This is a genomic window from Halomonas sp. DP8Y7-1 (genome assembly GCF_019801685.1).
GTDB classification, from domain to species: domain Bacteria; phylum Pseudomonadota; class Gammaproteobacteria; order Pseudomonadales; family Halomonadaceae; genus Halomonas; species Halomonas litopenaei_A.
The window spans coordinates 244,045-268,199 of the sequence record NZ_JAHVIN010000005.1 but is presented as its reverse complement, the minus strand read 5'-3'; the positions used below and the strand labels follow the sequence as shown (position 1 = coordinate 268,199).

At 62.1% G+C, this 24,155-nt stretch carries 12 protein-coding genes and 1 pseudogene; 3 read left to right on the top strand and 10 right to left on the bottom strand.

Annotation, left to right across the window (positions count from 1 at the left end; genetic code table 11):
- Nucleotides 1-73 precede the first annotated feature (73 nt).
- Nucleotides 74-2,509, top strand: a complete 2,436-nt coding sequence (gene plsB, locus KUV41_RS06550; protein WP_261395933.1) for a glycerol-3-phosphate 1-O-acyltransferase PlsB — start codon at nt 74-76, stop codon at nt 2,507-2,509.
- Here the strand turns inward: plsB and KUV41_RS06545 are convergent.
- The 6 genes from KUV41_RS06545 to ampD form a co-directional block, all read right to left on the bottom strand.
- On the bottom strand, nt 2,493-3,239 hold the full coding sequence (locus KUV41_RS06545; protein WP_374107033.1) for a class I SAM-dependent methyltransferase: 747 nt from the start codon (nt 3,237-3,239) through the stop codon (nt 2,493-2,495). The two genes, plsB and KUV41_RS06545, sit on opposite strands and share 17 nt — an antisense overlap.
- A complete protein-coding gene (gene tsaB / locus KUV41_RS06540) occupies nt 3,236-3,955 on the bottom strand; it encodes a tRNA (adenosine(37)-N6)-threonylcarbamoyltransferase complex dimerization subunit type 1 TsaB (RefSeq protein ID WP_222485069.1) in 720 nt (239 codons plus the stop codon). The genes KUV41_RS06545 and tsaB overlap by 4 nt, the downstream gene beginning before the upstream one ends.
- Nucleotides 3,956-4,150: 195 nt before the next feature.
- The gene (gene adk / locus KUV41_RS06535) at nt 4,151-4,807 is read right to left on the bottom strand and encodes an adenylate kinase (RefSeq protein WP_222161672.1); all 657 of its coding nucleotides are present in this window, start codon (nt 4,805-4,807) and stop codon (nt 4,151-4,153) included.
- Between the two features lie 313 nt (nt 4,808-5,120).
- The gene (aceF, locus tag KUV41_RS06530) at nt 5,121-7,160 is read right to left on the bottom strand and encodes a pyruvate dehydrogenase complex dihydrolipoyllysine-residue acetyltransferase (RefSeq protein WP_222485067.1); all 2,040 of its coding nucleotides are present in this window, start codon (nt 7,158-7,160) and stop codon (nt 5,121-5,123) included.
- Between the two features lie 74 nt (nt 7,161-7,234).
- A complete protein-coding gene (gene aceE, locus KUV41_RS06525; protein WP_222485065.1) occupies nt 7,235-9,907 on the bottom strand; it encodes a pyruvate dehydrogenase (acetyl-transferring), homodimeric type in 2,673 nt (890 codons plus the stop codon).
- A gap of 343 nt (nt 9,908-10,250) precedes the next feature.
- Nucleotides 10,251-10,820 carry a 1,6-anhydro-N-acetylmuramyl-L-alanine amidase AmpD gene (gene ampD / locus KUV41_RS06520; RefSeq protein ID WP_315900560.1) on the bottom strand — a complete coding sequence of 190 codons (570 nt, stop codon included), beginning with the start codon at nt 10,818-10,820 and terminating at the stop codon, nt 10,251-10,253.
- A gap of 102 nt (nt 10,821-10,922) precedes the next feature.
- On the opposite strand from ampD, the gene nadC reads away from it, so the two are divergent.
- Entirely contained in the window at nt 10,923-11,780 is an 858-nt protein-coding gene (nadC, locus tag KUV41_RS06515; protein ID WP_222485061.1) for a carboxylating nicotinate-nucleotide diphosphorylase, read from the top strand.
- Between the two features lie 157 nt (nt 11,781-11,937).
- On the opposite strand, the gene KUV41_RS06510 is transcribed toward nadC, so the two are convergent.
- Nucleotides 11,938-12,459 carry a GNAT family N-acetyltransferase gene (locus tag KUV41_RS06510; protein ID WP_222485059.1) on the bottom strand — a complete coding sequence of 174 codons (522 nt, stop codon included), beginning with the start codon at nt 12,457-12,459 and terminating at the stop codon, nt 11,938-11,940.
- Nucleotides 12,460-12,693: 234 nt separating this feature from the next.
- Here KUV41_RS06510 and tsaA point away from each other — a divergent pair, with 234 nt between their 5' ends.
- Nucleotides 12,694-13,413 carry a tRNA (N6-threonylcarbamoyladenosine(37)-N6)-methyltransferase TrmO gene (gene tsaA / locus KUV41_RS06505; RefSeq protein ID WP_222485057.1) on the top strand — a complete coding sequence of 240 codons (720 nt, stop codon included), beginning with the start codon at nt 12,694-12,696 and terminating at the stop codon, nt 13,411-13,413.
- Nucleotides 13,414-13,506: 93 nt separating this feature from the next.
- Here the strand turns inward: tsaA and KUV41_RS06500 are convergent, their stop codons facing one another.
- The 3 genes and pseudogenes from KUV41_RS06500 to KUV41_RS19695 all read right to left on the bottom strand — a co-directional run.
- Entirely contained in the window at nt 13,507-14,220 is a 714-nt protein-coding gene (locus KUV41_RS06500) for an SH3 domain-containing protein (protein ID WP_222485056.1), read from the bottom strand.
- Between the two features lie 67 nt (nt 14,221-14,287).
- A complete protein-coding gene (locus KUV41_RS06495; protein ID WP_222485053.1) occupies nt 14,288-23,956 on the bottom strand; it encodes a hypothetical protein in 9,669 nt (3,222 codons plus the stop codon).
- Nucleotides 23,957-23,995: 39 nt separating this feature from the next.
- Nucleotides 23,996-24,130 (bottom strand): annotated as a pseudogene (locus KUV41_RS19695) (hypothetical protein); the annotation flags it as partial.
- Between the last annotated feature and the right edge of the window lie 25 nt (nt 24,131-24,155).

Below are 24,155 nucleotides of genomic sequence, written 5' to 3'. Positions count from 1 at the left end.
GTGTCCGATCGTTATACTGACGGCACACATGGATGACCGCCGAGCCCGGACTGCTCGCGGCATGGACAACGGGATGGCTATGTTTCACGCGCCGCTGCGACGACTGATCAAACTATGGACAGAGGTCCGCCTGGCCGAGCCGGCTCCGCTGCAGCTCAATCCCGACCTGCCGACGTTGTATGTGCTGCCAAGGCCAGCACTCAGCGATGTGCTGCTGCTGGATGCCTACTGTCGGGAGCATGGACTGCCTCCCGCCCACGGCAAGTTGGCGGAGCTTTCACTGCCACGCTGCGTGGCGCTTCCGGCTCGTGGCTCGCGCCTGTGGCGCGGCCGCGCGACCAGCGTTGCTCCATTTACCCAGCTTGTCGCCAACGGTATCCAGGTCCAGCTAGTACCGGTCAGCGTGTTCTGGGGTCGCGCCCCGGGCAAGAATTTCGGCTTCTGGCACCTGCTGGCAGCAGATAGCTGGCAACTAACCGGGCGAGTTCGACGGGCCTTGACGGTGTTGATCAACGGCCGCGATGTGGAGCTGCAGTTCGGCGCGCCTCTGCACCTCGAGGAGCTGCACAATGGAGACCCATCGCTCACCAACCGCAAGGCCGCTCGCCTGCTTCGCGTGCATTTTCGCCGCGTGCGCACACGGGTGCTGGGCCCGGATCTGTCTCACCGCAGCACCATGATCCAGGGCGTCGTGGCCAGCGATGCGGTACGCCACGCCATCGGACAGCAGGTCGACCAGGGGATGTCGCCCTCGCGGCTAAAGCGACGTGCACGCCGTTACGGACATGAGATTGCGGCAAACATGACCTATCCGGTGCTGCGCTTCCTTGCCGGTGCCCTGCGGCGGTTGTGGAACCGCCTGTACGATGGCGTCGATGTGACCGGCCTGGACAAGGTCAAGTCCCTGGCAGGCGATCACACCCTGATCTACGTGCCCTGCCACCGCAGTCATATCGACTACCTGCTGCTGTCCTACGTGCTTTACCGAGAGGGGCTGATGCCGCCGCACATCGCGGCGGGCAAGAACCTCAACATGCCGATCGTCGGCCCCCTGTTGAGGCGCGGCGGGGCCTTCTTCCTGCGCCGCAGCTTCCGCGACAACCGGCTCTATGGCGCCGTCTTCAACGAGTACCTGCATCGCTTGCTGGCCGGTGGCTACCCGATGGAGTACTTCATCGAAGGCGGGCGTTCGCGAAGTGGCCGCATGCTGTCTCCGCGTCCCGGCATGCTGGCCATGACCCTGACCTCATTCATGCGCTGTCAACGCGGCGACGACCGCCCGATGGTGTTCGTGCCTGTCTACATTGGCTATGAGCGCATTCTCGAGAACTCGAGCTATCAGCGCGAACTGAGCGGCGGCAAGAAGCGCAAGGAATCGCCGCTGGGTCTGTTGCGGGTGATCGGCCGGCTGCGAGAGCCCTACGGCCGGGTCGCCGTCAATATCGGGGAACCGCTGCCCATCGCCGACTTCCTTGATCGGTCCGCCCCGGAGTGGCGCACTAGCGGGGCCGATGATCACCCCTGGTTGAAACCCACGGTCACGGGTCTTGGCCACCTGCTGACGCAGCGTATCAATGAGGTCGCCGCGCTGAATGCTGCCAACCTGACCGGCCTTGCCCTGCTGGCGTCACCTTATCGCGCATTGGAACACGCGACGCTGTGTGACCAGTTGGCGCTGCTGAGCCGGCTTGCCCGCAGTCCGGCCTGCGCGCAGACGCCCAGCTTACCGGCCGAATCGCCAGAGGACTGTGTGACCAAAGCCGTCGCGCTGGAGCTGGTCGAACGCCACCATCACCGCCTGGGTGATATCGTCAGTGCCTCCCCCGCCCAGGCCGCGCAACTGGCCTGGTATCGCAACAATGTGCTGCACCTGTTTGCTCTGCCGGCCCTGGTGGCCTTTGCCTTCCGTAGCCGAACTCAGCGCAGCCCAGCAGAGCTGCACGACCTGCTGCGTCCTCTATGGCCACCCTTGGCACATGAATTCTGCATCAGCGATGATGCCGATCTTGGAGAGCGTATCGATGCCATCCTGACCAGCCTGTGTGATCTCGACCTGCTGGAACGCTACGGCGCGAGCTTCACCCCGAAGGACAGCCTGGCGGCGCGGGAGCGGCTGCAGCTGGTCGGGCGCATGATTCAACCGTCGCTAGAACGCAACGCGCTGCTGATCGAAGTTCTGCTGCACGCGGGCAGCGGCACCCTGACCCGGCAGGAATTGACCGAGCGCTCCCGCGACCTGGCCGAACGGCTAGGCCTGCTCAGCGGCCGCGAGGCACCGGAATTCTTTGATCCCAAACTGTTCGAGACCTTGATCGACACCCTGGGGCAGGAAGGCTGGATCTGGCTTGAGCAGCAGCAGGTCCACTTCGATGAGTGTCTCAGACAAGCCGCCCAGCGTGCCTCTCGCTTGCTCGATGCATCACTGCGCAGACGCCTGGCGCTGATCACCCGCTACCGCGAAAACAGTGACGTGCGCGACCGCCAGTCCGCGCTCAACCCTGAGCCTTGAGCGAGCGATGCACGTAGATATCGTAGCGGCTGGTTTTCTCTTCCAGCCGGTGCCTTGGCTCGGGCCCATCGATCGGCGGAGCCTTGCGCGGGCGCTTGACCACCACCCGGTGAGTCGCCACATCAAGCGCCGCCTCCAGCAAGCGCGGCGCGTCAGCATCATCACCGGCCAACTCCCGGAAAACCCGCATCTCCTTCTTGACCAGCGCTGACTTGTCCCGATGAGGAAACATGGGATCGAGATGGATCACTTCGGGTGCCTTGTGATGGTCCGCCACCAGCTCGGCGAGATCACGGCTGCTGTCGCCGTGACATAGGGTCATGCGCTGCGCCGCGTCACGGGTTTCCTCGCAGCCACGTGCACGTTGCAGGCCATCGTCGAGCAGCGCGGCAATGGCGGCCACCCGCTCGATCAGCAGCACATCGGCACCCAGGCTCGCCAGGACGAAGGCGTCACGCCCAAGCCCAGCGGTGGCATCGACCACCTGGGGCGTAATGCCCTTTGCCAGGCCACAGGCTCTGGCCACCAGCTGACCGCGTCCTCCACCGAAGCGTCGGCGATGACCATCACGACCACCGATAAAGTCGACCCACAGCGGCTTGCCGTAGAGCGCCTCATCTCCTGCCAGCACTAGCCGTCCCTGCTCATCTCGCTCAAGCAAAAGCCCGGCTTCGGGGCAATGCTCCAGCGTGAAGGGCAAGGCGAGCCCTGGGGCCAAGCGTACGCTCACTGAGCACGCTTCCTTTCCGTCTTCTTCCAGGCCACCTGGTCTCGAAGATAGACAGGCTGAGCGTCATGGGGCCGCTGACCGCCGCCAGCGTCGAACACCTCCACGGCAAGTCGCGCCATGTCTTCGGCAGCCGGATCGATGTCCACCACTGTCAGATTCAGGTTGGCCTGGAGCTCTGCCGGCATCTGATCCCACAGGGCCCAGCCAGACCCAAGCCCGACCCAGTCATGATCCTCATGCTCTCGAGGCAGTAGCAGCCGCTCCGGTGGCACCACCGCTTCGTCCACCAACGCTACCGGGAGGCCATCATCGATACGCCAGGCAGCGGCATAGACTTCACCCATACGAGCGTCCAGAGCCGTCACCATGTAACGATAACGATGGCTGCGATAACCGCTCAGAGCCAGCGCTTGCAGCGTCGACACGCCGATCAGCGGTCGTCCCAGACCATAGGCAAGCCCCTGAGCCACTCCCGCCGCGATTCGCAGTCCAGTGAACGAGCCTGGCCCACGACCGTACGCCACGGCATCCAACGCATTGGCCGTGACGCCAGCCTCTGCCAATACCTCATCCACCATCGGCATCAAACGCCGAGTGTGCTCTCGCGGGGTCTGCGCAAAACGTGCCAGCACTTCATCCGGCTGGCCGTCGATACGGCGCAGCAAGGCCGCAGAACAGGCGCTGGAAGAAGCGTCGAGGGCCACAATCAGGGTCATGTTGGACTCATCCTGCAAGGGAAAAACCGGCGCATTATAAAGCATGTGACCGGAAAATGGGGGGAGCCGGCACCCGAGCTCGTAGGACATTTGGCGGGCTCACTCGACGGGCTGATTTGACAGGCTATGCCCGATAAACGACCACGGCCCGCCAATGGCGGGCCGTGGTCAGCGATGCACGGGCGGGAAGCCTGACTAGCCCTCCAGGGCCTCGAGCACCTGACGAGTGATGTCGTCCACGCTGCCGACACCTGCGACACGGTGATAGCGAGGTGCAGCCTCAGGCGCCTCGGCTGCCCACTCCTGGTAGTAACCCACCAGCGGCTCGGTCTGTTCGTGATACACGGACAGGCGATTGCGCACAGTGCTCTCGCTGTCGTCTTCACGCTGGATCAGCGCCTCGCCGGTGACGTCATCCTTGCCTTCTTCCTTCGGCGGATTGTAGACGACGTGATAGACGCGACCGGATGCCGGGTGGACACGACGTCCGGCCAGGCGATTGACGATCTCTTCATCGGCCACGGCAATTTCCAGCACGTGGTCAATCTTCACACCACCGTCCTTCATGGCGTCAGCCTGGGGAATGGTGCGGGGGAAGCCGTCGAACAGGAAGCCATTGGCACAGTCAGGCTGAGCGATGCGCTCCTTCACCAGCGCGATGATGATGTCATCGGACACCAGACCACCGGTATTCAGGATTTCCTTCACCTTGAGCCCCAGCTCACTGCCTTCCTTGACCGCTGCGCGCAGCATGTCGCCAGTGGAAATCTGCGGAATGTCATAACGCTCGCAGATGAATTGAGCCTGGGTGCCCTTGCCGGCTCCCGGTGCACCCAAGAGGATCAAACGCATCAGTAGAACTCCTTCGAAAAAGCGAAAAATTCGGGGTGAAGAATAGGGTTAGCGAACAATACCCGTGCAGCTCTGGCGACACAACCTGAGACAACCACCACAGCATCGGAAAAAGAGGATAAACAACTGTAATATCAAATAACTAAATACTGGATTGCACTTTCGTCAGGCGTCATCAAAGGTTCATGATTCGCGTGACGTTGCACAGCATTGCACCAACACCTCTGATCAGGTGAAGGGCCACTTGATGAGCGGGCCGCCAACGACGAACGGCGCCTTGCGGCGCCGTTCGTTGCTCCCAGGTGGAGCAGGCTTACAGCAGCAGACGCCGGACGTCGGTCAGCAGCTGTCCCAGCAGCGCGGTAAAGCGCGCCGCGTCGGCCCCGTTCACCGCACGGTGATCATAGGACAGCGACAGCGGCATCATCAGGCGTGGCTGGAAGGCCGCACCATCCCATACCGGCTTCATGGACGCCTTGGACACCCCGAGAATCGCCACTTCAGGCGGGTTCACAATGGGGGTGAAGGCGGTGCCGCCAATCGACCCGAGGCTCGAGATGGTGAAACAGCCACCGGTCATCTCTTCGCGCTTGAGTTTCTTGGACTGGGCTTTCTTGGCCAGCTCCACCGACTCCTTGGCCAGGTCGATCAGCGACTTCTTGTCAGCATCGCGAATCACCGGCACCATCAGGCCGTCAGGCGTATCCACGGCGATGCCGATATGCACATACTTCTTGTGCACCACGGTCTCGCCGTCGGCCTTGAGGCTGACGTTGAACTGCGGGTACTTGGCCAGGGCGTATGCACACGCCTTGATCATGAACGGCAGCGGCGTCAGCTTCGCACCCTGAGCCTCGGCTTCCGCCTTCATCGACTTGCGGAAGGCCTCGAGCTCGGTGATGTCGGCCTCGTCAAACTGCGTCACGTGGGGAATGTTGACCCAGCTGCGATGCAGGTTGTTGGCGCCCATCTTCATCAGGCGGCCCATCGGCTTCTCTTCGATCTCACCGAACTGGCTAAAGTCCTGATCAGGAATCGGCGGAATACCGGAACCACCCGCGGCGGCGGCCGGAGCAGATGCCCCCTGGCTCTTGCCTTGATTGGCCATGGCCTGCTTGACGTAGTTCTGGACGTCTTCCTTGAGCACTCGATCCTTGGGACCGGAGGGCTTGACCAGGCCAAGATCGACACCCAGCTCACGTGCCAGCATGCGCACCGCCGGACCCGCGTGCACGTTCTTGGCATCGCGAGGCTTGTCCGCCACGGCAGAGCCCTTCGCGCTATCCGCCGAACCGCCGCCAAACGCCTGCTGCTTGGACGCTTCCTGCTTGGGCGCTGCCTGCTTAGCCGCTTCCTGCTTGGGCGCTGCCTTCTTCTTGGGCGCTGCACCGGCCACTTCGATATAGCCGATCAAGTCGCCCTCGGAAACGGTGTCGCCTTCCTTGACCGACAGTTCGACCACCTTGCCCTTGAAGGGGCTTGGCACGTCCATGGAGGCCTTGTCGGACTCCAGCGTGATCAGGGCGTCTTCGACATCGACCTCATCACCCTCACTGACGGCCATCTCGATGATCGGCACGTCACTGGAACCGGAGAGATCCGGCACGCGCACTTCCTGACGACCGCCTTCTGCGGCGGCGTCATCATCGTCACCGTCATCCTCGGATGCAGGCTCGCTGGCCTCAGGCGCGCTGGCGGACGCAGCGTCATCCGACGCGCCATCATCCTCGTCGCCGCCTTCACCCGCCACTTCCATGGTGCCGATCACATCGCCTTCGGAGACGGTGTCGCCTTCCTTGACGCTCAGGCTGACCAACTTGCCGGCGTGGGGGCTGGGCACATCCATGGAAGCCTTGTCGGACTCCAGGGTGATCAGGGTATCTTCTTCGGCGACATCATCGCCTTCGGACACCGCCACTTCGATGATCTCCACATCGCTGGAGCCACCGAGGTCCGGAACCTTGATCTCCACGGTACGACTGCCGCCGCTCTGCTTGGGAGCAGGCTTGCTGTCGCTGGCCGCTGACGCCTCCTGCTGGCTGTCGGCCTCCGCCTTGGGGGCGTCGTCCTTGGCATCGTCAGCCGCGTCGTTGCCTGCATCGGCATCGCCACCGCCTTCGGCTTCGATCTCGACGATGTCGTCACCTTCGGAGACGGTATCCCCTTCCTTGACCAGCACCTTGATGACCTTGCCGCCCTTGGGCGCGGGCACATCCATGCTGGCCTTGTCCGACTCCAGGGTGATCAGCGTATCTTCCGCTTCGATCACGTCGCCCTCGGATACGGCGATCTCGATGATTTCTACATCGGTGTCCCCACCGATATCGGGCACTTTGATGATTTCGCTACTCAAGGTCGCGCTCCTTCAAACTCTTGACGGAGGCGGGCCTCCCGGCCCGCCATGCCACCGAACATTCCCTTGTCGCCTCAGACGTCCAGGGGGTTGGGCTTGTTCGGGTCGATGTCGTACTTCTTGAGTGCCTCGGCCACGACCTTGCGATCGATCTCGTCGCGATCCGCCAGCGCCTTGAGCGCCGCCACGGTGACGTAGTAACGATCCACCTCGAAGAAGGCACGCAGCGCTTCGCGAGTGTCGGAGCGACCGTAGCCGTCGGTGCCCAGTACATGATAGTCGGTCGGCACCCAGGCGCGAACCTGGTCGGCGTACAGCTTCATGTAGTCGGTGGACGCGATAGCCGGACCCTTGCGCCCTTCCAGGCACTTGGTGACATGGGGCTTCTCGGGCTTGGCCTCAGGGTCGATGAAGGCCTGACGATCAAGACCGAGCGCCTCACGACGCAGCTCGTTGAAGCTGGTCACGCTCCAGATATCCGAGCCAACACCCCACTCCTCGGCAAGCATTTCAGCGGCTGCCTCGACTTCGCGCAGGATGGTACCCGACCCCAACAGCTGGACGTGTCCCTTCTTGCCCTCGGTCTCGCGCAGCAGATACATGCCCTTGATGATGTCTTCGGCAGGAATCTCGGCAAGCTCCGGGTGCTCGTAGTTTTCGTTCATCAGGGTCAGGTAGTAGAAGCAGTTCTCCTTGTCGGCGAACATGCGCTTCAAACCATCCTGCACGATGACGGCCACTTCGTGGGCGTAAGTGGGATCGTAGGTCCGGCAGTTCGGGATCATCGCTGCCTGCAGCAGGCTGTGCCCGTCCTGGTGCTGGAGACCTTCACCATTGAGCGTGGTACGGCCGGCGGTGCCGCCACACAGGAAGCCTCGCGCCTGCATGTCACCCGCGGCCCAGGCCAGATCACCGATACGCTGGAAGCCGAACATCGAGTAGTAGATGTAAAACGGCAACAACGTGGTGTTGTTGTTCGAGTAGGACGTGGCGGCGGCAATCCACGCCGACATGGCGCCGGCCTCGGTGATGCCTTCCTCGAGGATCTGACCTTTCTGATCCTCGCGGTAGAACATGATCTGTCCCTTGTCGACGGGCTCGTACTTCTGCCCTTCGGAGGTGTAGATCCCGAGCTGACGGAACATCCCTTCCATGCCAAAGGTACGGGCCTCGTCGGGGATGATCGGCACCACGCGCTTGCCGATCTTCTTGTCCTTGACCAGGCCGTTCAGGACACGCACGAAGGCCATGGTGGTGGACACCTCACGGCCCTTGGACCCTGCGGTCTGGGACGCGAAGGTCTTGTCGTCAAGACCAGGAATTTCCAGCGCTTCAAAGTCCGCACGACGACTCGGCAGGTAGCCACCCAGCTGCTCGCGGCGGTAGTGCATGTACTTCATTTCCGGAGAGTCATCTTCGGGCTTGTAGTACGGCACATCCTTGAGCTGCTCGTCGGAGATGGGAATGCCGAAGCGATCACGGAACCGCTTGAGCGCTTCGTACTCCATGGTCTTGACCTGGTGGGCTTCGTTGGCCGCCTCACCATCGCCGCCACCCATGCCGTAGCCCTTGACGGTATGCGCCAGGATCACGGTGGGACGGCCGTTGGCGTTGGTGGTCGCCTCGTGATACGCCGCGTAGACCTTGAACGGGTCATGACCACCGCGGTTGAGCTTCCAGATGTCCTCGTCGGACATGTCCTTGACCAAGTCGGCGGTTTCCGGGTACTTGCCGAAGAAGTGCTCCCGGGTGTACGCGCCGCCGTTGGCCTTGTAATTCTGGTAGTCGCCGTCGACCGCCTCGTCCATGCGCTTCTGCAGCATGCCCTTCTTGTCTTTCTCGAACAGCGGATCCCAGTGGCGTCCCCAGACGACCTTCAGCACGTTCCAGCCGGCACCGCGGAAGACACCTTCGAGCTCGTCGATGATGCGGGAGTTACCGCGCACCGGGCCGTCGAGACGCTGCAGGTTGCAGTTGATGACGAAGATGAGGTTGTCGAGTTTTTCGCGGCTGGCCAGGTGAATGGCACCGAGGGATTCCGGCTCGTCACACTCGCCGTCACCCATGAAGCACCAGATCTTGCGGTCCTGCATATCATGCAGTTCGCGGGAGTGCAGGTACTTCATGACGTGGGCCTGGTAGATCGCCTGGATCGGGCCCAGACCCATGGACACTGTGGGGAACTGCCAGAAATCCGGCATCAGCCAGGGGTGCGGGTAAGAGGACAGGCCATTGCCGTCCACTTCCTGGCGATAGCTGTCCATCTGCTCTTCAGTCAGACGACCTTCAAGGTAGGCACGGGCATAGATACCCGGCGCCACGTGGCCCTGGATATAGATCAGGTCGCCTTCGAAGTCTCCGTTCGGGGCGCGGAAGAAGTGGTTGAAGCCCACGTCATACAGCGTCGCGGAGGACATGAAACTGGCGATGTGGCCACCGAGCCCTGGCTTGGCACGGTTATTACGAATGACCTGGGCAATGGCGTTATAGCGGATCACCGAGCGGATACGACGCTCCATGAACAGGTCGCCCGGCATCGGCGCTTCACAGTGCACCGGAATGGTGTTGCGATGCGGGGTGGTGACCGAGAAGGGCACCTGCATGCCGTCCTGGCGATAACGGTCGGCGAGCCGTGTCATCAGGTACCGGGCACGATCCTCGCCCTCGCGATCCAGGACTGACTCCAGGGAATCCAACCATTCCTGGGTTTCGACCGGATCGAGATCTTCTCTTGAACCAAGACTCATAGAACGTCTCTCCGAATGACGATGGGGGTCCACTGCCCCGCGATCGAGGCCAATGAGCGAGCGGGATTGAGGAGTAATCCCCGGCCGCCTCGCAGCGTCAGGCATGTAGTAATATTACGAGATTATCCGTGCCACCCGGGCACGATTGGGCAAGAAGATACCTCAATCGCCCTGCACTGCCAATTGAACCAGCTATGGAAATGTTTTTCAATTCAGCTATATTGCACTGCAACACAATGGCTTAGCCACGCTCCTCTGCCAGTTATGTGACGAAAGTCAGCCACTTGTAAACAAACTACCGTTTGACACCCGGCTCGCGACCAAACTGTGCAAGAACGCTGGCCTATGGCCTCGACTCACGGCACTGCAAACAGCGGCGCAGATAAGCCCAGTCAAAAGACGGACCCGGGTCGTCCTTGCGCAGAGGGGCGATTCGAGCATGACTGGTCAGCCTTTCGGGGGTGATGAGTGGATAGGCGTCAAACAGATCGTGCAGCACCTGTGCCAGACGTCGGTACTGTGCTTCTCGATATGGCGTCGATGGATCACCTTCGAGTTCGATGCCAATGGAAAAATCATTCAGCTCGTCACGCATGCGATGCCCGTCGAACCAGCGCGAGCGCCCAGCGTGCCAGGCGCGAGCCTCGAAGGGAGCAAACTGCACGCACTCGCCATCTCGTCGAATCAGCAGATGCGCGGACACCTTGAGCCCCGCTATCTTGGCAAAGTAAGGATGGGCCTCTGGCACCAGCCGGTTACAGAACAGCGCTTCGATATGATCACCGCCAAACTCACCCGGCGGCAGGCTGATGGAATGCAGCACCACCGCAGACACTTCCTGGTCGGGCCGCTCATTGATGTTCGGTGAAGGCACCTGGCGAGCACCGTTCAACCATCCGTTCACACAGGTCACTGGCCTCTCCTTGCCGGTATCGGAGTCTGTCGCCCAGGCACTGACGCCGAGGCTTATCCCCCCTATAATGTCGGCTCCACGCGCCGCAATACAGAGATATCCATGCATTTCCAGGACGCCCTTGCCGAAGAGATCCGCAACAGCGCCGCACGCCTGCTGGCAGAGGATGTCGGCCCGGTGGACATTACGGCTCAGCTGATTCCCGAAAAACACCAGGGCCACGCCCGAGTCATCAGCCGCGAGCCGGCCATCCTGTGCGGCGTGGCTTGGGTCGACGAGCTGTTTCGCCGCCTTGATCCACGCGTCAGCTTGGCCTGGCATGCGGCCGACGGTGATCGACTGACGCCCGACGTGCCGTTTCTTGAGCTGACTGGCCCCGCCAGGAGCCTGCTCACCGGCGAGCGGGCCGCCCTGAACCTGCTGCAAACGCTATCTGCCACGGCCACCCGAACGCGCCACTATGTGGACCTGCTGGAAGGGACCGGGGTCAAGCTGCTGGACACCCGCAAGACGCTACCCGGCATGCGCGTCGCGCAGAAATATGCGGTGGCCTGCGGGGGCGGCACCAATCACCGGATTGGGCTCTACGATGCCTTCCTGATCAAGGAAAATCACATCTGGGCCTGCGGCGGTATCGCCGGAGCAGTGAAGGAAGCACGCGGCATCGCCAAGGATCTCACCGTGGAGGTCGAAGTCGAGACCTTTGATGAGCTCAACCAGGCGCTGGCAGCCGGTGCAGATGTCATCATGCTGGACAACTTCTCGCTGGACGATATGCGCGAAGCCGTGCGCCAGGTCGCCGGTCGCGCCACGCTGGAGGCCTCCGGCAATGTCGATGAGACCACCCTGAAAGCGATCGCTGACACCGGCGTCGACTGCATTTCCAGCGGCGCCTTGACCAAGGACATCAAGGCGATTGACCTGTCCATGCGGATGGTGGAAGACGGCCCAGCTAGCTGACAGAGGCTTACGGCGGACTCGTTACTGGATAGAGGGCCTATCGCTGACAGAGGGCTTATAGAGCGTACCCCCGCACGCTGGCAGGCGTGCGGCCGGGTCATCGTCTCAGCGAAATGTCAGAGCCCACGTCAGAGCCCACGTCAGAGCCATGTCAGCGTCATTTGAGAGCCTTGCTCAGACACAGGCGAGGCAGCCGTTCCCCGTTACGCTCGACCCACTCTTCGCCATGGGATACCCAGCCAGCCCTGAGCAAGGGTTCGGCCGACAGCAGGCTGGCCTCGATGATCATTCGTCTGGCCCCCGCCTGCTTGAGTCGTTCCTCCGCCAGCTCGAGCAGACGCCCGCCGATCCCCTGTCCAGCCAGGGATGGCCAGACGTAAAGCGTCTCGATTCTGGCACGGGCGATGTCGTACTCGACAAAGCCGACACAGCGGCCGTCACAGTCCGCCACCAGGGTCGTAAACAATGCCTGACGAGCCCGCCAGGCGGCGCCCTCGCGGGGCAATGCCGAGGCCCAGGCATGACGTTGCTCGATGCTGTAATGACGGCTGGCACCAGTCATGACCGCGTGATAGAACACTTCCGCCTGGTCCGAGGCGTCATCCGCCAGGGCTTCGCGATAGCGGATACGCGGAAGCCGGACTTCCTGCGCGGGCGATGCTGGATGAGGGGCAGACATGAAAGACACTCCTGGGGGACTGGCAGCCATCAACCTCGCCTGGCGAGGTTCGCCAAGCCTACCCACAAGCCGAGCTCTGTCCAATAGCCAGCTCCATCTTGATACCAGCCGAGAGAAGATAATGCCCCACTGCTTTGCCATGACACGATGCCTGCATCCGCTGATCACCGGTACGTCGGCCCTCCCTGCGACGCCACTCGACCATGTTCCCCTTGCCGGAGCCACTGCCTGAGCATGTCCGACTCCAGCTTCACGCTTACCCCCATCGGCACCATTCACAGCGACTTTCCCGACAAGTTTGGTGTCCCCAGGCAGCCGGGCCTGGTCAAGGACGCCAGAGCCTGGCTCACACTCGAGGGCGAGTTTGCCGACCCCTTGGCGGTCAGAGGCCTCGATGAGTTCAGCCACCTGTGGCTGACATTCATCTTTCACCTTAGTCCGCAACGGTGGAAACCGATGGTTCGGCCGCCTCGCCTGGGCGGAAATGCCCGAATGGGCGTATTCGCCAGCCGCAGCACACATCGTCCCAACCGACTCGGGCTATCCTTGGTCGAACTCCTCGACATCGACACCACGGCGGGGGTCAGTTTGCTGTTGGCGGGCGCGGACCTGGTGGATGGCACCCCGGTGGTCGACATCAAGCCATACCTGCCCTGGACCGAAAGCCAGCCCGATGCCAGGGCGGGGTTCGCCCCCGCCGCCCCCATCCAGCATGCCGTGTCCTTTTCTTCCGAAGCGCAGGCTGCACTAGATGATCACCCACACGGGGCATCGCTTAGGCGCTTGATTGTCCAGGTCCTGAGCCAAGATCCTAGACCGGCCTATCGAGGTCATGACGACCAACGCCAGTACGGCGTCAGCCTGCGCGACGTCAACGTGCGCTTCCATGTTGAGCATGAACATGAAAAAGGCGCCCTGCGCTTCTGCGTGGACGCCCTGGAGCGGAACAGCTGACACGATAAGTAACGCAGAGCTTTCAGGTGACTGCGGCCTTGCCTAAAGAGCTGCGCTACCCAATACATCCTACGACATCAGCGAGCGCTTCCCTCAGCTGGGATCCGCCGCCTGCAACAGGCGACTGGCCACCCAGCCTACTGCACGATCATCATCGACATAGACGTGACTCCAGCCATCGACCTCCCCGATCACGTGGACCTGCTCACCTTGGCCGGCCCACTCAATCACGGGGAAGTCGGTCGAGCCCCCTTCACGCACATTGGCTCCGCGTACCTTGATCTGCTTGACCACAAGCCTAGCCAGGACGGCCTCGAGGTTTTCCGTGGCCACGGCGACACCCGCTGAAGACGCCCGTGAGAAACGACTCAAGGCCTCGCCAATATCACGCTCTACTCCCGCCCCCTTAAGGTACAACAACCCAAGGTTGTTCTGGGCCAGCGGAGAGCCCGCCTCGGCGGCTTGGCGATACCACTCGGCCGCCTTGGCGGCATCCTGGGGGACCAGTCGTCCCGCTTCATAGAGGCCGGCGAGTTCAAGCGCTGATGAGACGCTACCGAGCTCTGCCGCTCGCTCCAGCAGGGAGATGGCTTGCCCGGTGTTCTGCTCGACGCCTCGCCCCTCGAGAAACAGGATGCCGAGGTTATGCAGGGCGTCCTTGTCACCCTGTTGCGCCAGAGGCAGCCACTGTTCATACGCGGCGGGGTAGTTGCCACTGACATAGGCATCGATGCCGCTTTGCACGCTTGCCAGGGCCATTGCTGGCGTCAGCAGCAAGCCCACTACTACGCTTATCCATCGCTTCATTGCTTCACACCCTCTTCCAACATGTGTCCATGCAACACCCCACACCATGCAACGCGGGAATGCGTTCTCAGTCGATCACCCCGGAGACACCCAGCCCCACCGTCGGCCCCCCATGGGATGCGCCGATCCCTAGCCCGACACTCCAGCGACCGTCATCTGCCGTGCGCCGGAGGCTCACACCCAAGGCCGATTCGCCGTTGTGGTAGCCAGTACCGATGTGGTAGGTGAACTTCCCCGCGACATAAGGGGCATCCGCCATAGCGGCCAGGGCGGCGATGCCACCGCTTGCATCACGCTCGACTTCATTGATCTTGTCGCTGAGATGGTCATAGGCGTGGTTGAACTTGCTATCCAGTGCATTCAGCTGGCCAAGGTTGACCGCATCGTAGGTCGACGTCCCTGACGCTACATTGTGGATCTGTACAGGCTCATCACCCTTACCGAGACTGACAGATCCATAGTCGACGCTGCCGTCATCCTTGCGGTCATAGTTGACAGCGCCCTCCTGCACGGACTTGAGCTGACGCACATTGACGGCATCGGTGTCTTCGGTACCACCGGCCACGTGGATGATCTGGCGCTCACTGCCTTCGCTCCCGACCGACAGCGCGCCCTGGGACGATGCCACCGCAACGTCAGAAAAAGCCTCCTGCTTGCCATTCATGCCTTTGCGATCGGCAATTGCCCCGCTGCCGAGAGCCACGCCACCCTTGGACTCAGCGACGGCCTCTCCGCCAATGGCGATACTGTCATCGCCCTTGGCCTGGGCGGCAGGAGCGCTGGAGTTGGCCTGGAAGTACTTGCTGTCCTGCGCCGACACTTGCAGATCGCCAACGTCTTCCATCAGGTCCCAGACCTGACCGCCATTGACGGCCTCGCTGCTGCCTTGGCTGATGCTGCCATCCGCTACGTTGGTGATAAGCGTACCGCTAGTGCCCCCTAGCGTGATCTGACCCTTGTCACCGTCTGCGTCATATTGCACCGCGCTATCCGCCAGCGCTGCGACATCGCCGTTCATGTCATCGATGACGTCCTCGATGCCATCCACATCGCCTTCCACCCGAGCCACACGGTCATTGGTGTCCTTGAGCTGGCTGCCGTTGATCGCTTCCTTGCTATCACTGGCAATCTTGCCGTCAGCCACGCCATCCAGCACCGTTCCGCCCGCAGCCCTCGTCTTGGCACCGAGGGTCACCCGGCCCCAGTTGACGCTGCCATCGCCCATGCGGTCGTAGGCCACCAGCTCGTTCATCGCCTGATGGGTCGCGAAGAGCTGACTGCCATTGATGGCATCGGTGGAATCCGCTGCCACACGTCCCGCCGCCAAGTGGGTCAGCGTGCGCTCCTTGCCCACTGCACCGACACTGACCGTCGCCAAGGGGGAACCGCCTGCCACTGTACGAGACTGACCAAGAAGGGTGACGGTATTCGTTGCCACGGCATCCTCGGTCACGGACTGCGCGCCCAGGGCAACAGCACCTGCCTGAGTGGCCTTGGCCCCGGCACCGAGGGCCACGGACTGTTCCCCGCCACCCTGTGCCGACGAGCCGATCGTCACCGCATCGGCCAGAGAACTATGGGCCTGGTCACCGATGGCAATCGCCCCGGCTGCGGATGCTTCCACCTTGGCTTGGTAACCGACACCGATGGCGTCGTCGGCATTGACCACTGCACCAGGCCCTGCCGCCATGGCATTGTCACCTGACGCAACGGAGTCCTCGTTTACGATGCCGTTGGCATGGAAGAACAGCGCATTGGTATCCGATAGCGAGCCGATGGCCCCCTTGAGCTGACGCAAGGTCACCGCGTCATGGTCCTCGACACCATCGGCAACATGAGTGACCTGTCGATACTCGCCAGTCCGGCCAACGGAGACTTCACCCAACAATGTACCGTCACCGGTGTTGTAGGCGATCTCACCTGAGCCCGCTGCAAACTGCCCAGAAGCCGGAGCAATGACGCGATCGGCCTTTGCCCCGCTGCCCAGTGCGACGCTGGACGCGACGCTGACAGTGGCTCCCTTACCGATGGCGAGGCTGTCGTCACCCATGGCGCTGGCAGAGGGCCCCATCGCCAGACTATCCACACCTGTGGCGACAGACACGTCACCAGTGGAGTTGGCCTTGTAGTAGCGCGCGTTCGCCTCTATGCCCCCGATGGCATCGATATTGTCCTGAATGTCATCGTGGTTATCGCTGATGGCATTGGTGTTGCTGGTGATATCCCCCGCATTGGCAGTAATACTGCTGGCGTTGGTTAATATCTTTCCGGCATTGGTGGTGATATTGCCGGTGTTAGTACTGATGTTGCCTTCGGCGGTATCCAGACGGGTATCCAATCCCCCCACCGCCTGGTTGGTGGCGTATAGCTGGCTGCCGTTCACCGCATCGGTGCTGGTCGCGGTCAGGTTTCCTTTCGCCACATTAGTCAGCTTGGTGCCATCGGTTCCGCCGGCGAGGGTGATACTGTCGGTATCGACATGGTCGTTACTGTCCAGGTCATACTTGACCACGCCCGCATCCAGGGCACCCACCGCCTGATTGGTGGCGTAAAGCTGGCTGCCATTGACCGCGTCGGTACTGGTAGCGGATAGCTGGCCCGCCGCGACATTGGTGATAGTGCGCTCGCTACCAGCAGCGCCAACGCTGACGGTACCCTTGGCATCGCCACCCGCGAAGGTGTACTCGGTGCCCGCCACGGTACCCTTGGCGGTATCGACGACTGCCGCCGTGGTGGCACCGTTACCTAACGCCACGCTGTTGGCAATGCTAGCGTTGGCCCCATTGCCGATGGCCACACTATTACTGGCGCTGGCCTTGGCCACCGGTCCCATGGCCAGGCTGTCGGTACCGCTGGCATCGGCGCCATCAAGAGTAGACTTGGCTTGGTAGTACTTGTTGCCGCTCTCGAGCGCATCGATATCACTATTGATCGTGGTGATATCGCCTCTGTTTTTGGCCACTTCTGTATTCGTAGCGAACAACTGACTACCGTTCACTGCATCGGTACTGGTCGCGGATAGGCGACCTGCTGCCACGTTGGTGATGGTGCGCTCGCTACCGACGGCACCCACACTGACGGTGCCCTTGGCATCGCCACCCGCGAAGGTGTACTCGGTGCCCGCCACGGTACCCTTGGCGGTATCGACGACTGCCGCCGTGGTGGCACCGTTACCTAACGCCACGCTGTTGGCAATGCTGGCGTTGGCCCCGTTGCCGATGGCCACACTATTACTGGCGCTGGCCTTGGCCACCGGTCCCATGGCCAGGCTGTCGGTACCGCTGGCATCGGCGCCATCAAGAGTAGACTTGGCTTGGTAGTACTTGTTGCCGCTCTCGAGCGCATCGATATCACTATTGATCGTGGTGATATCGCCTCTGTTTTTGGCCACTTCTGTATTCGTAGCGAACAACTGACTACCGTTCACCGCATCGGTACTGGTCGCGGATAGCTGGCCCGCTGCCACGTGGGTGATGGTGCGCTCACTGCCCACTGCCCCCACGCTGACGGTGCCCTTGGCATCGCCTCCGGCGAAGGTGTACTCGGTGCCCGCCACGGTGCCCTTGGCGGTATCCACGATAGCCGCCGTGGTCGCTCCGTTACCCAGGGCAACGCTGTCAGCCACCGTAGCCTTGGCGCCGTTGCCGATAGCCACACTATTGGCCTTGTCTGCCACCGCAGAGGGCCCCACCGCCAGACTATCGGTGCCGGAGGCCGACGCCGCCGTGCCGGTGGAGTTGGCCTGGTAGTACTTGGCGTCCGTCGTCAGGTTGGCAATATCGCTATTGATCGTGGTGATATCGCCCCTGTTCTCGGCCACTTCTGTATTCGTAGCGAACAACTGACTACCATTCACCGCATCGGTACTGGTCGCGGATAGGCGGCCCGCCGCCACATTGGTGATGGTGCGCTCGCTACCCACTGCCCCCACGCTGACGGTACCCTTGGCATCGCCACCGGCAAAGGTGTACTCAGTGCCCGCCACGGTACCCTTGGCGGTATCCACGATGGCGGCCGTGGTCGCCCCGTTACCCAGGGCCACGCTGTCTGCCACCGAGGCGTTGGCCCCATTACCGATGGCCACGCTGTTGGTGGCGCTGGCCTTGGCCACCGGGCCCATGGCCAGGCTGTCAGCGCCGGTGGCCGACGCTGCGGCACCAGTCGAGTTGGCCTGGTAGTACTTGGCGTCCGTCGTCAGATTGGTGATATCGCCTTCGTTCTTGCTCACTCGCTCGTTAGTGGCAAAGAGCTGACTGCCATTCACCGCATCGCTGCTCTCTGCCGTCAGGCCTCCATCTGCCACGTTGGTCAGCGTAGTCCCATCAGTCCCACCGGCCAGGGTGATCTTGTCAGTATCGACATTGTCGTCTCCGTCCAGGTCGTACTTGACCACACCCGCATCCAGGGCACCCACCGCCTGGTTAGTGGCGTATAGCTGGCTGCCATTGACCGCATCGGTACTGGTCGCGGACAGCTGGCCCGCCGCCACGTTGGTGACGGTGCGCTCGCTGCCCACTGCCCCCACGCTGACGGTGCCCTTGGCATCGCCACCGGCAAAGGTGTACTCAGTGCCCGCCACGGTGCCCTTGGCGGTATCCACAATGGCAGCCGTGGTAGCACCGTTACCCAGGGCCACGCTGTCTGCTACCGAGGCATTGGCCCCATTACCGATAGCCACGCTATTGGCCTTGTCCGCCACCGCAGATGGGCCCATGGCCAGGCTGTCAGCGCCGGTGGCCGACGCTACGGCACCAGTGGAGTTGGCCTGGTAGTACTTGGCGTCCGTCGTCAGATTGGCAATATCACTATTGATCGTGGTGATATCACCTCTGTTCTTGGCCACTTCTGTATTCGTAGCGAACAACTGACTACCGTTCACCGCATCGGTACTGGTCGCGGACAGCTGGCCCGCCGCCACATTGGTGATGGTGCGCTCACTACCCGCTGCGCCCACGCTGACGGTGCCCTTGGCATCGCCACCGGCAAAGGTGTGCTCGGTGCCCGCCACGGTGCCCTTGGCGGTATCCACGATGGCAGCCGTGGTGGCCCCATTACCCAGGGCCACGCTGTCTGCAACCGTGGCGTTGGCCCCATTGCCTATAGCCACGCTGTTGGTGGCGCTGGCCTTGGCCGCCGGCCCCATGGCCAGGCTATCGGTGCCGGTGGCCGACGCCGCCGTGCCGGTGGAGTTGGCCTGGTAGTACTTGGCGTCCGTCGTCAGATTGGCAATATCACTATTGATCGTGGTGATATCGCCCCTGTTCTCGGCCACTTCTGTATTCGTGGCATACAGCTGACTGCCATTAACCGCATCGGTACTGGTTGCGGATATCTGGCCCGCCGCCACGTTGGTTATAGTGCGCTCGGCGCCGCTGGTGCCTACGCTGACGGTGCCCTTGGCATCGCCACCGGCAAAGGCGTACTCAGAGCCCGCCACGGTGCCCTTGGCAGTATCCACGATGGCCGCCGTGGTCGCTCCGTTACCCAGGGCCACGCTGTCGGCTACCGAGGCATTGGCACCATTGCCGATAGCCACGCTGTTGGTGGCGCTGGCCTTGGCCACTGGGCCCATGGCCAGGCTATCCGTGCCGCTGGCATCGGCGCCATTCAGCGTCGAGTTGGCCTGGTAGTATTTGTTGCCGTTCTCAAGCGCATCGATATCACTATTAATCGTGGTGATATCACCTCTGTTCTTGTCCACTTCTGCATTCGTGGCATAGAGCTGGCTGCCATTCACCGCATCGGTACTGGTTGCGGATATCTGGCCCGCCGCAACGTTGGTAATAGTGCGCTCGGCGCCGCTGGTGCCTACGCTGACGGTGCCCTTGGCATCGCCACCGGCAAAGGTGTACTCAGTGCCCGCCACGGTGCCTTTGGCGGTATCCACGATAGCCGCCGTGGTCGCTCCGTTACCCAGGGCAACGCTGTCAGCCACCGTAGCCTTGGCGCCGTTGCCGATAGCCACACTATTGGCCTTGTCTGCCACCGCAGAGGGCCCCATCGCCAGACTATCGGTGCCGGTAGCCGATGCCGCCGTGCCGGTGGAGTTGGCCTGGTAGTACTTGGCGTCCGTCGTCAGATTGGTGATATCGCCTTCGTTCTTGCTCACTCGCTCGTTAGTGGCAAAGAGCTGACTGCCATTCACCGCATCGCTGCTCTCTGCCGTCAGGCCTCCATCTGCCACGTTGGCCAGCGTAGTCCCATCAGTCCCACCGGCCAGGGTGATCTTGTCAGTATCGACATTGTCGTCTCCGTCCAGGTCGTACTTGACCACACCCGCATCCAGGGCACCCACCGCCTGGTTGGTGGCGTATAGCTGGCTGCCATTGACCGCATCGGTACTGGTCGCGGATAGCTGGCCCGCCGCCACATTGGTAATGGTGCGCTCGCTACCCGCTGCGCCCACGCTGACGGTGCCCTTCGCATCGCCACCGGCGAAGGTGTGCTCGGTACCCGCCACGGTGCCCTTGGCGGTATCCACGATGGCCGACGTGGTAGCACCGTTACCCAGGGCGACGCTGTCTGCCACCGAGGCGTTGGCCCCGTTGCCGATAGCCACGCTGTTGGCCTTGTCCGCCACCGCAGATGGGCCCATGGCCAGGCTGTCAGCGCCGGTGGCCGACGCTGCGGCACCAGTGGAGTTGGCCTGGTAGTACTTGGCGTCCGTCGTCAGATTGGCAATATCACTATTGATCGTGGTGATATCGCCCCTGTTCTCGGCCACTTCTGTATTCGTAGCGAACAACTGACTACCGTTCACCGCATCGGTACTGGTCGCGGATAGGCGTCCTGCTGCCACGTTGGTGATAGTGCGCTCGCTGCCCACCGCACCGACGCTGACGGTGCCCTTGGCGTCGCCACCGGCAAAGGTGTGCTCGGTGCCCGCCACGGTACCCTTGGCGGTATCGACGACTGCCGCCGTGGTGGCACCGTTACCCAGGGCGACGCTGTCTGCCACCGTGGCCTTGGCGCCATTGCCGATAGCCACGCTATTGGCCTTGTCCGCCACCGCAGATGGGCCCATGGCCAGGCTGTCAGCGCCGGTGGCCGACGCTGCGGCACCAGTGGAGTTGGCCTGGTAGTACTTGGCGTCCGTCGTCAGATTGGCAATATCACTATTGATCGTGGTGATATCACCTCTGTTCTTGGCCACTTCTGTATTCGTAGCGAACAACTGACTACCGTTCACCGCATCGGTGCTGGTCGCGGATAGGCGTCCCGCCGCCACATTGGTGATGGTGCGCTCGCTACCGACGGCACCCACGCTGACGGTGCCCTTGGCATCGCCACCGGCAAAGGTGTGCTCGGTACCGGCCACGGTGCCTTTTGCAGTATCCACGATGGCAGCCGTGGTAGCACCGTTACCCAGGGCCACGCTGTCGGACACCGAGGCCTTGGCGCCATTGCCAATAGCCACACTATTGGCCTTGTCCGCCACCGCAGATGGCCCCATGGCCAGACTGTCGGTGCCGGTGGCCGACGCCGCCGTGCCGGTGGAGTTGGCCTGATAGTACTTGGCGTCCGTCGTCAGATTGGCAATATCACTATTGATCGTGGTGATATCACCTCTGTTCTTGGCCACTTCTGTATTCGTAGCGAACAACTGACTACCGTTCACCGCATCGGTACTGGTCGCGGACAGCTGGCCCGCCGCCACATTGGTGATGGTGCGCTCACTACCCGCTGCGCCCACGCTGACGGTGCCCTTGGCATCGCCACCGGCGAAGGTGTGCTCGGTGCCCGCCACGGTGCCTTTTGCGGTATCCACGATGGCGGCCGTGGTAGCACCGCTACCCAGGGCCACGCTGTCTGCTACCGAGGCATTGGCCCCATTGCCTATAGCCACACTGTTGGTGGCGCTGGCCTTGGCCGCCGGACCCATGGCCAGGCTATCGGTGCCAGTGGCCGACGCTGCCGCACCGGTGGAGTTGGCCTGGTAGTACTTGGCGTCCGTCGTCAGATTGGCAATATCACTATTGATCGTGGTGATATCGCCCCTGTTCTCGGCCACTTCTGTATTCGTAGCGAACAACTGACTACCGTTCACCGCATCGGTACTGGTCGCGGATAGGCGTCCTGCTGCCACGTTGGTGATAGTGCGCTCGCTGCCCACCGCACCGACGCTGACGGTGCCCTTGGCGTCGCCACCGGCAAAGGTGTGCTCGGTACCGGCCACGGTACCTTTTGCGGTATCGACGATGGCAGCCGTGGTAGCACCGTTACCCAGAGCTACGCTGTCTGCCACGGTGGCCTTGGCCCCATTGCCGATAGCCACGCTATTGGCCTTGTCCGCCACCGCAGATGGGCCCATGGCCAGGCTGTCAGCGCCGGTGGCCGACGCTACGGCACCAGTGGAGTTGGCCTGGTAGTACTTGGCGTCCGTCGTCAGATTGGCAATATCACTATTGATCGTGGTGATATCACCTCTGTTCTTGGCCACTTCTGTATTCGTAGCGAACAACTGACTACCATTCACCGCATCGGTACTGGTCGCGGATAGCTGGCCCGCCGCAACGTTGGTGATAGTGCGCTCGCTACCCGCTGCGCCCACGCTGACGGTGCCCTTGGCATCGCCACCGGCGAAGGTGTGCTCGGTACCCGCCACGGTGCCTTTTGCGGTATCCACGATGGCCGACGTGGTAGCACCGTTACCCAGGGCGACGCTGTCTGCCACCGTGGCCTTGGCGCCATTGCCGATAGCCACGCTATTGGCCTTGTCCGCCACCGCAGATGGGCCAATGGCCAGACTGTCGGCGCCGGTGGCAGACGCCGCTGTGCCGGTGGAGTTGGCCTGATAGTAGTCGGCATCAGATTTAAGGTCAGCAAGCGCCGCCGTGTGACCATCGATGGTGGTCTTATTACCATCAATGGCGAGATTACTCGCGTGGAGCTGGCTACCGTTCACCGCATCGGTGCTGGTCGCGGATAGGCGACCCGCCGCCACATGGGTAATCGTACGTTCGGTGCTGGCAACGGCATTACCTTCGCTATCTGTCGTCGCCGCAGAACCAACACTAACGGTGCCCTTCGGCGCAGTGCCGGCAAACGTGTATTTGGTCCCCGCTACCGTTGCATCAGTCGTGCCAACGGCCTGCTCCGTGGTCGTACCACTGCCCAGCGCAACACTCGAGGCTTCGCTGGCATTGGCCCCGTGCCCAATAGCGACAGCCTCCAGGGCAGACGCGGTACCGTTGGTGCCCATCACGATGGTGTGATCGGCGCTCGCGGTTCCCGAGCTACCGATAACCGTAGCTCCCAACCCGTCAACATTGGCATTATTGCCAATAACATTGGCCTGTTTCGATGCAGAAGACACCGTGTTGCTGGATCCAGCAACGCCTGCAAAATCTGCGCTGATATCGTTGTTGTTGCCCAGCACGCGTACTGCGTTACCGTCCACGTCATTATTCATGCCGATAACGCTGGAGTACTGCGACGCGTCGCTGATCGTGTTGGAGTCACCAATGGCGTTCGCACTCTCGGCGTTGGCACCGATAGAACTATTCGTGCCAATCACCACGCTATTTGCAGCGCTGGCGGTCAGTGCGCTGCCGAGACTCACCGCGCCATCAGCGCTAGAGGTACTCCCCTCGCCAATGGCGATGGCCTTCGCCCCAGTGGCGCTAGACTCTCCCCCCAAGGCGATGGCACCGTCTTCCGTCGCCTGGGCTCCTGCGACGGCATTGCTTCCCATAGCAATGGCGCCCACGCCAGATGCCGTTGTAGGCGTCTGCAAGGTGTCATCGTTAAACAGCTTGTCAATAGCGGCACCAATGGCAATAGACTGACTTCCCGTAGCTTCAGCCCTTGCCCCCATCGCCATGCTACTTAACGCTGTAGCGCGCGCGCCTCCATCTGTATTGGCACCCAACGCGATTGCGTTATCGGCGAGCGATTGAACGCCCCCCATCCTAGCCATGGTGCCGGATACCGCC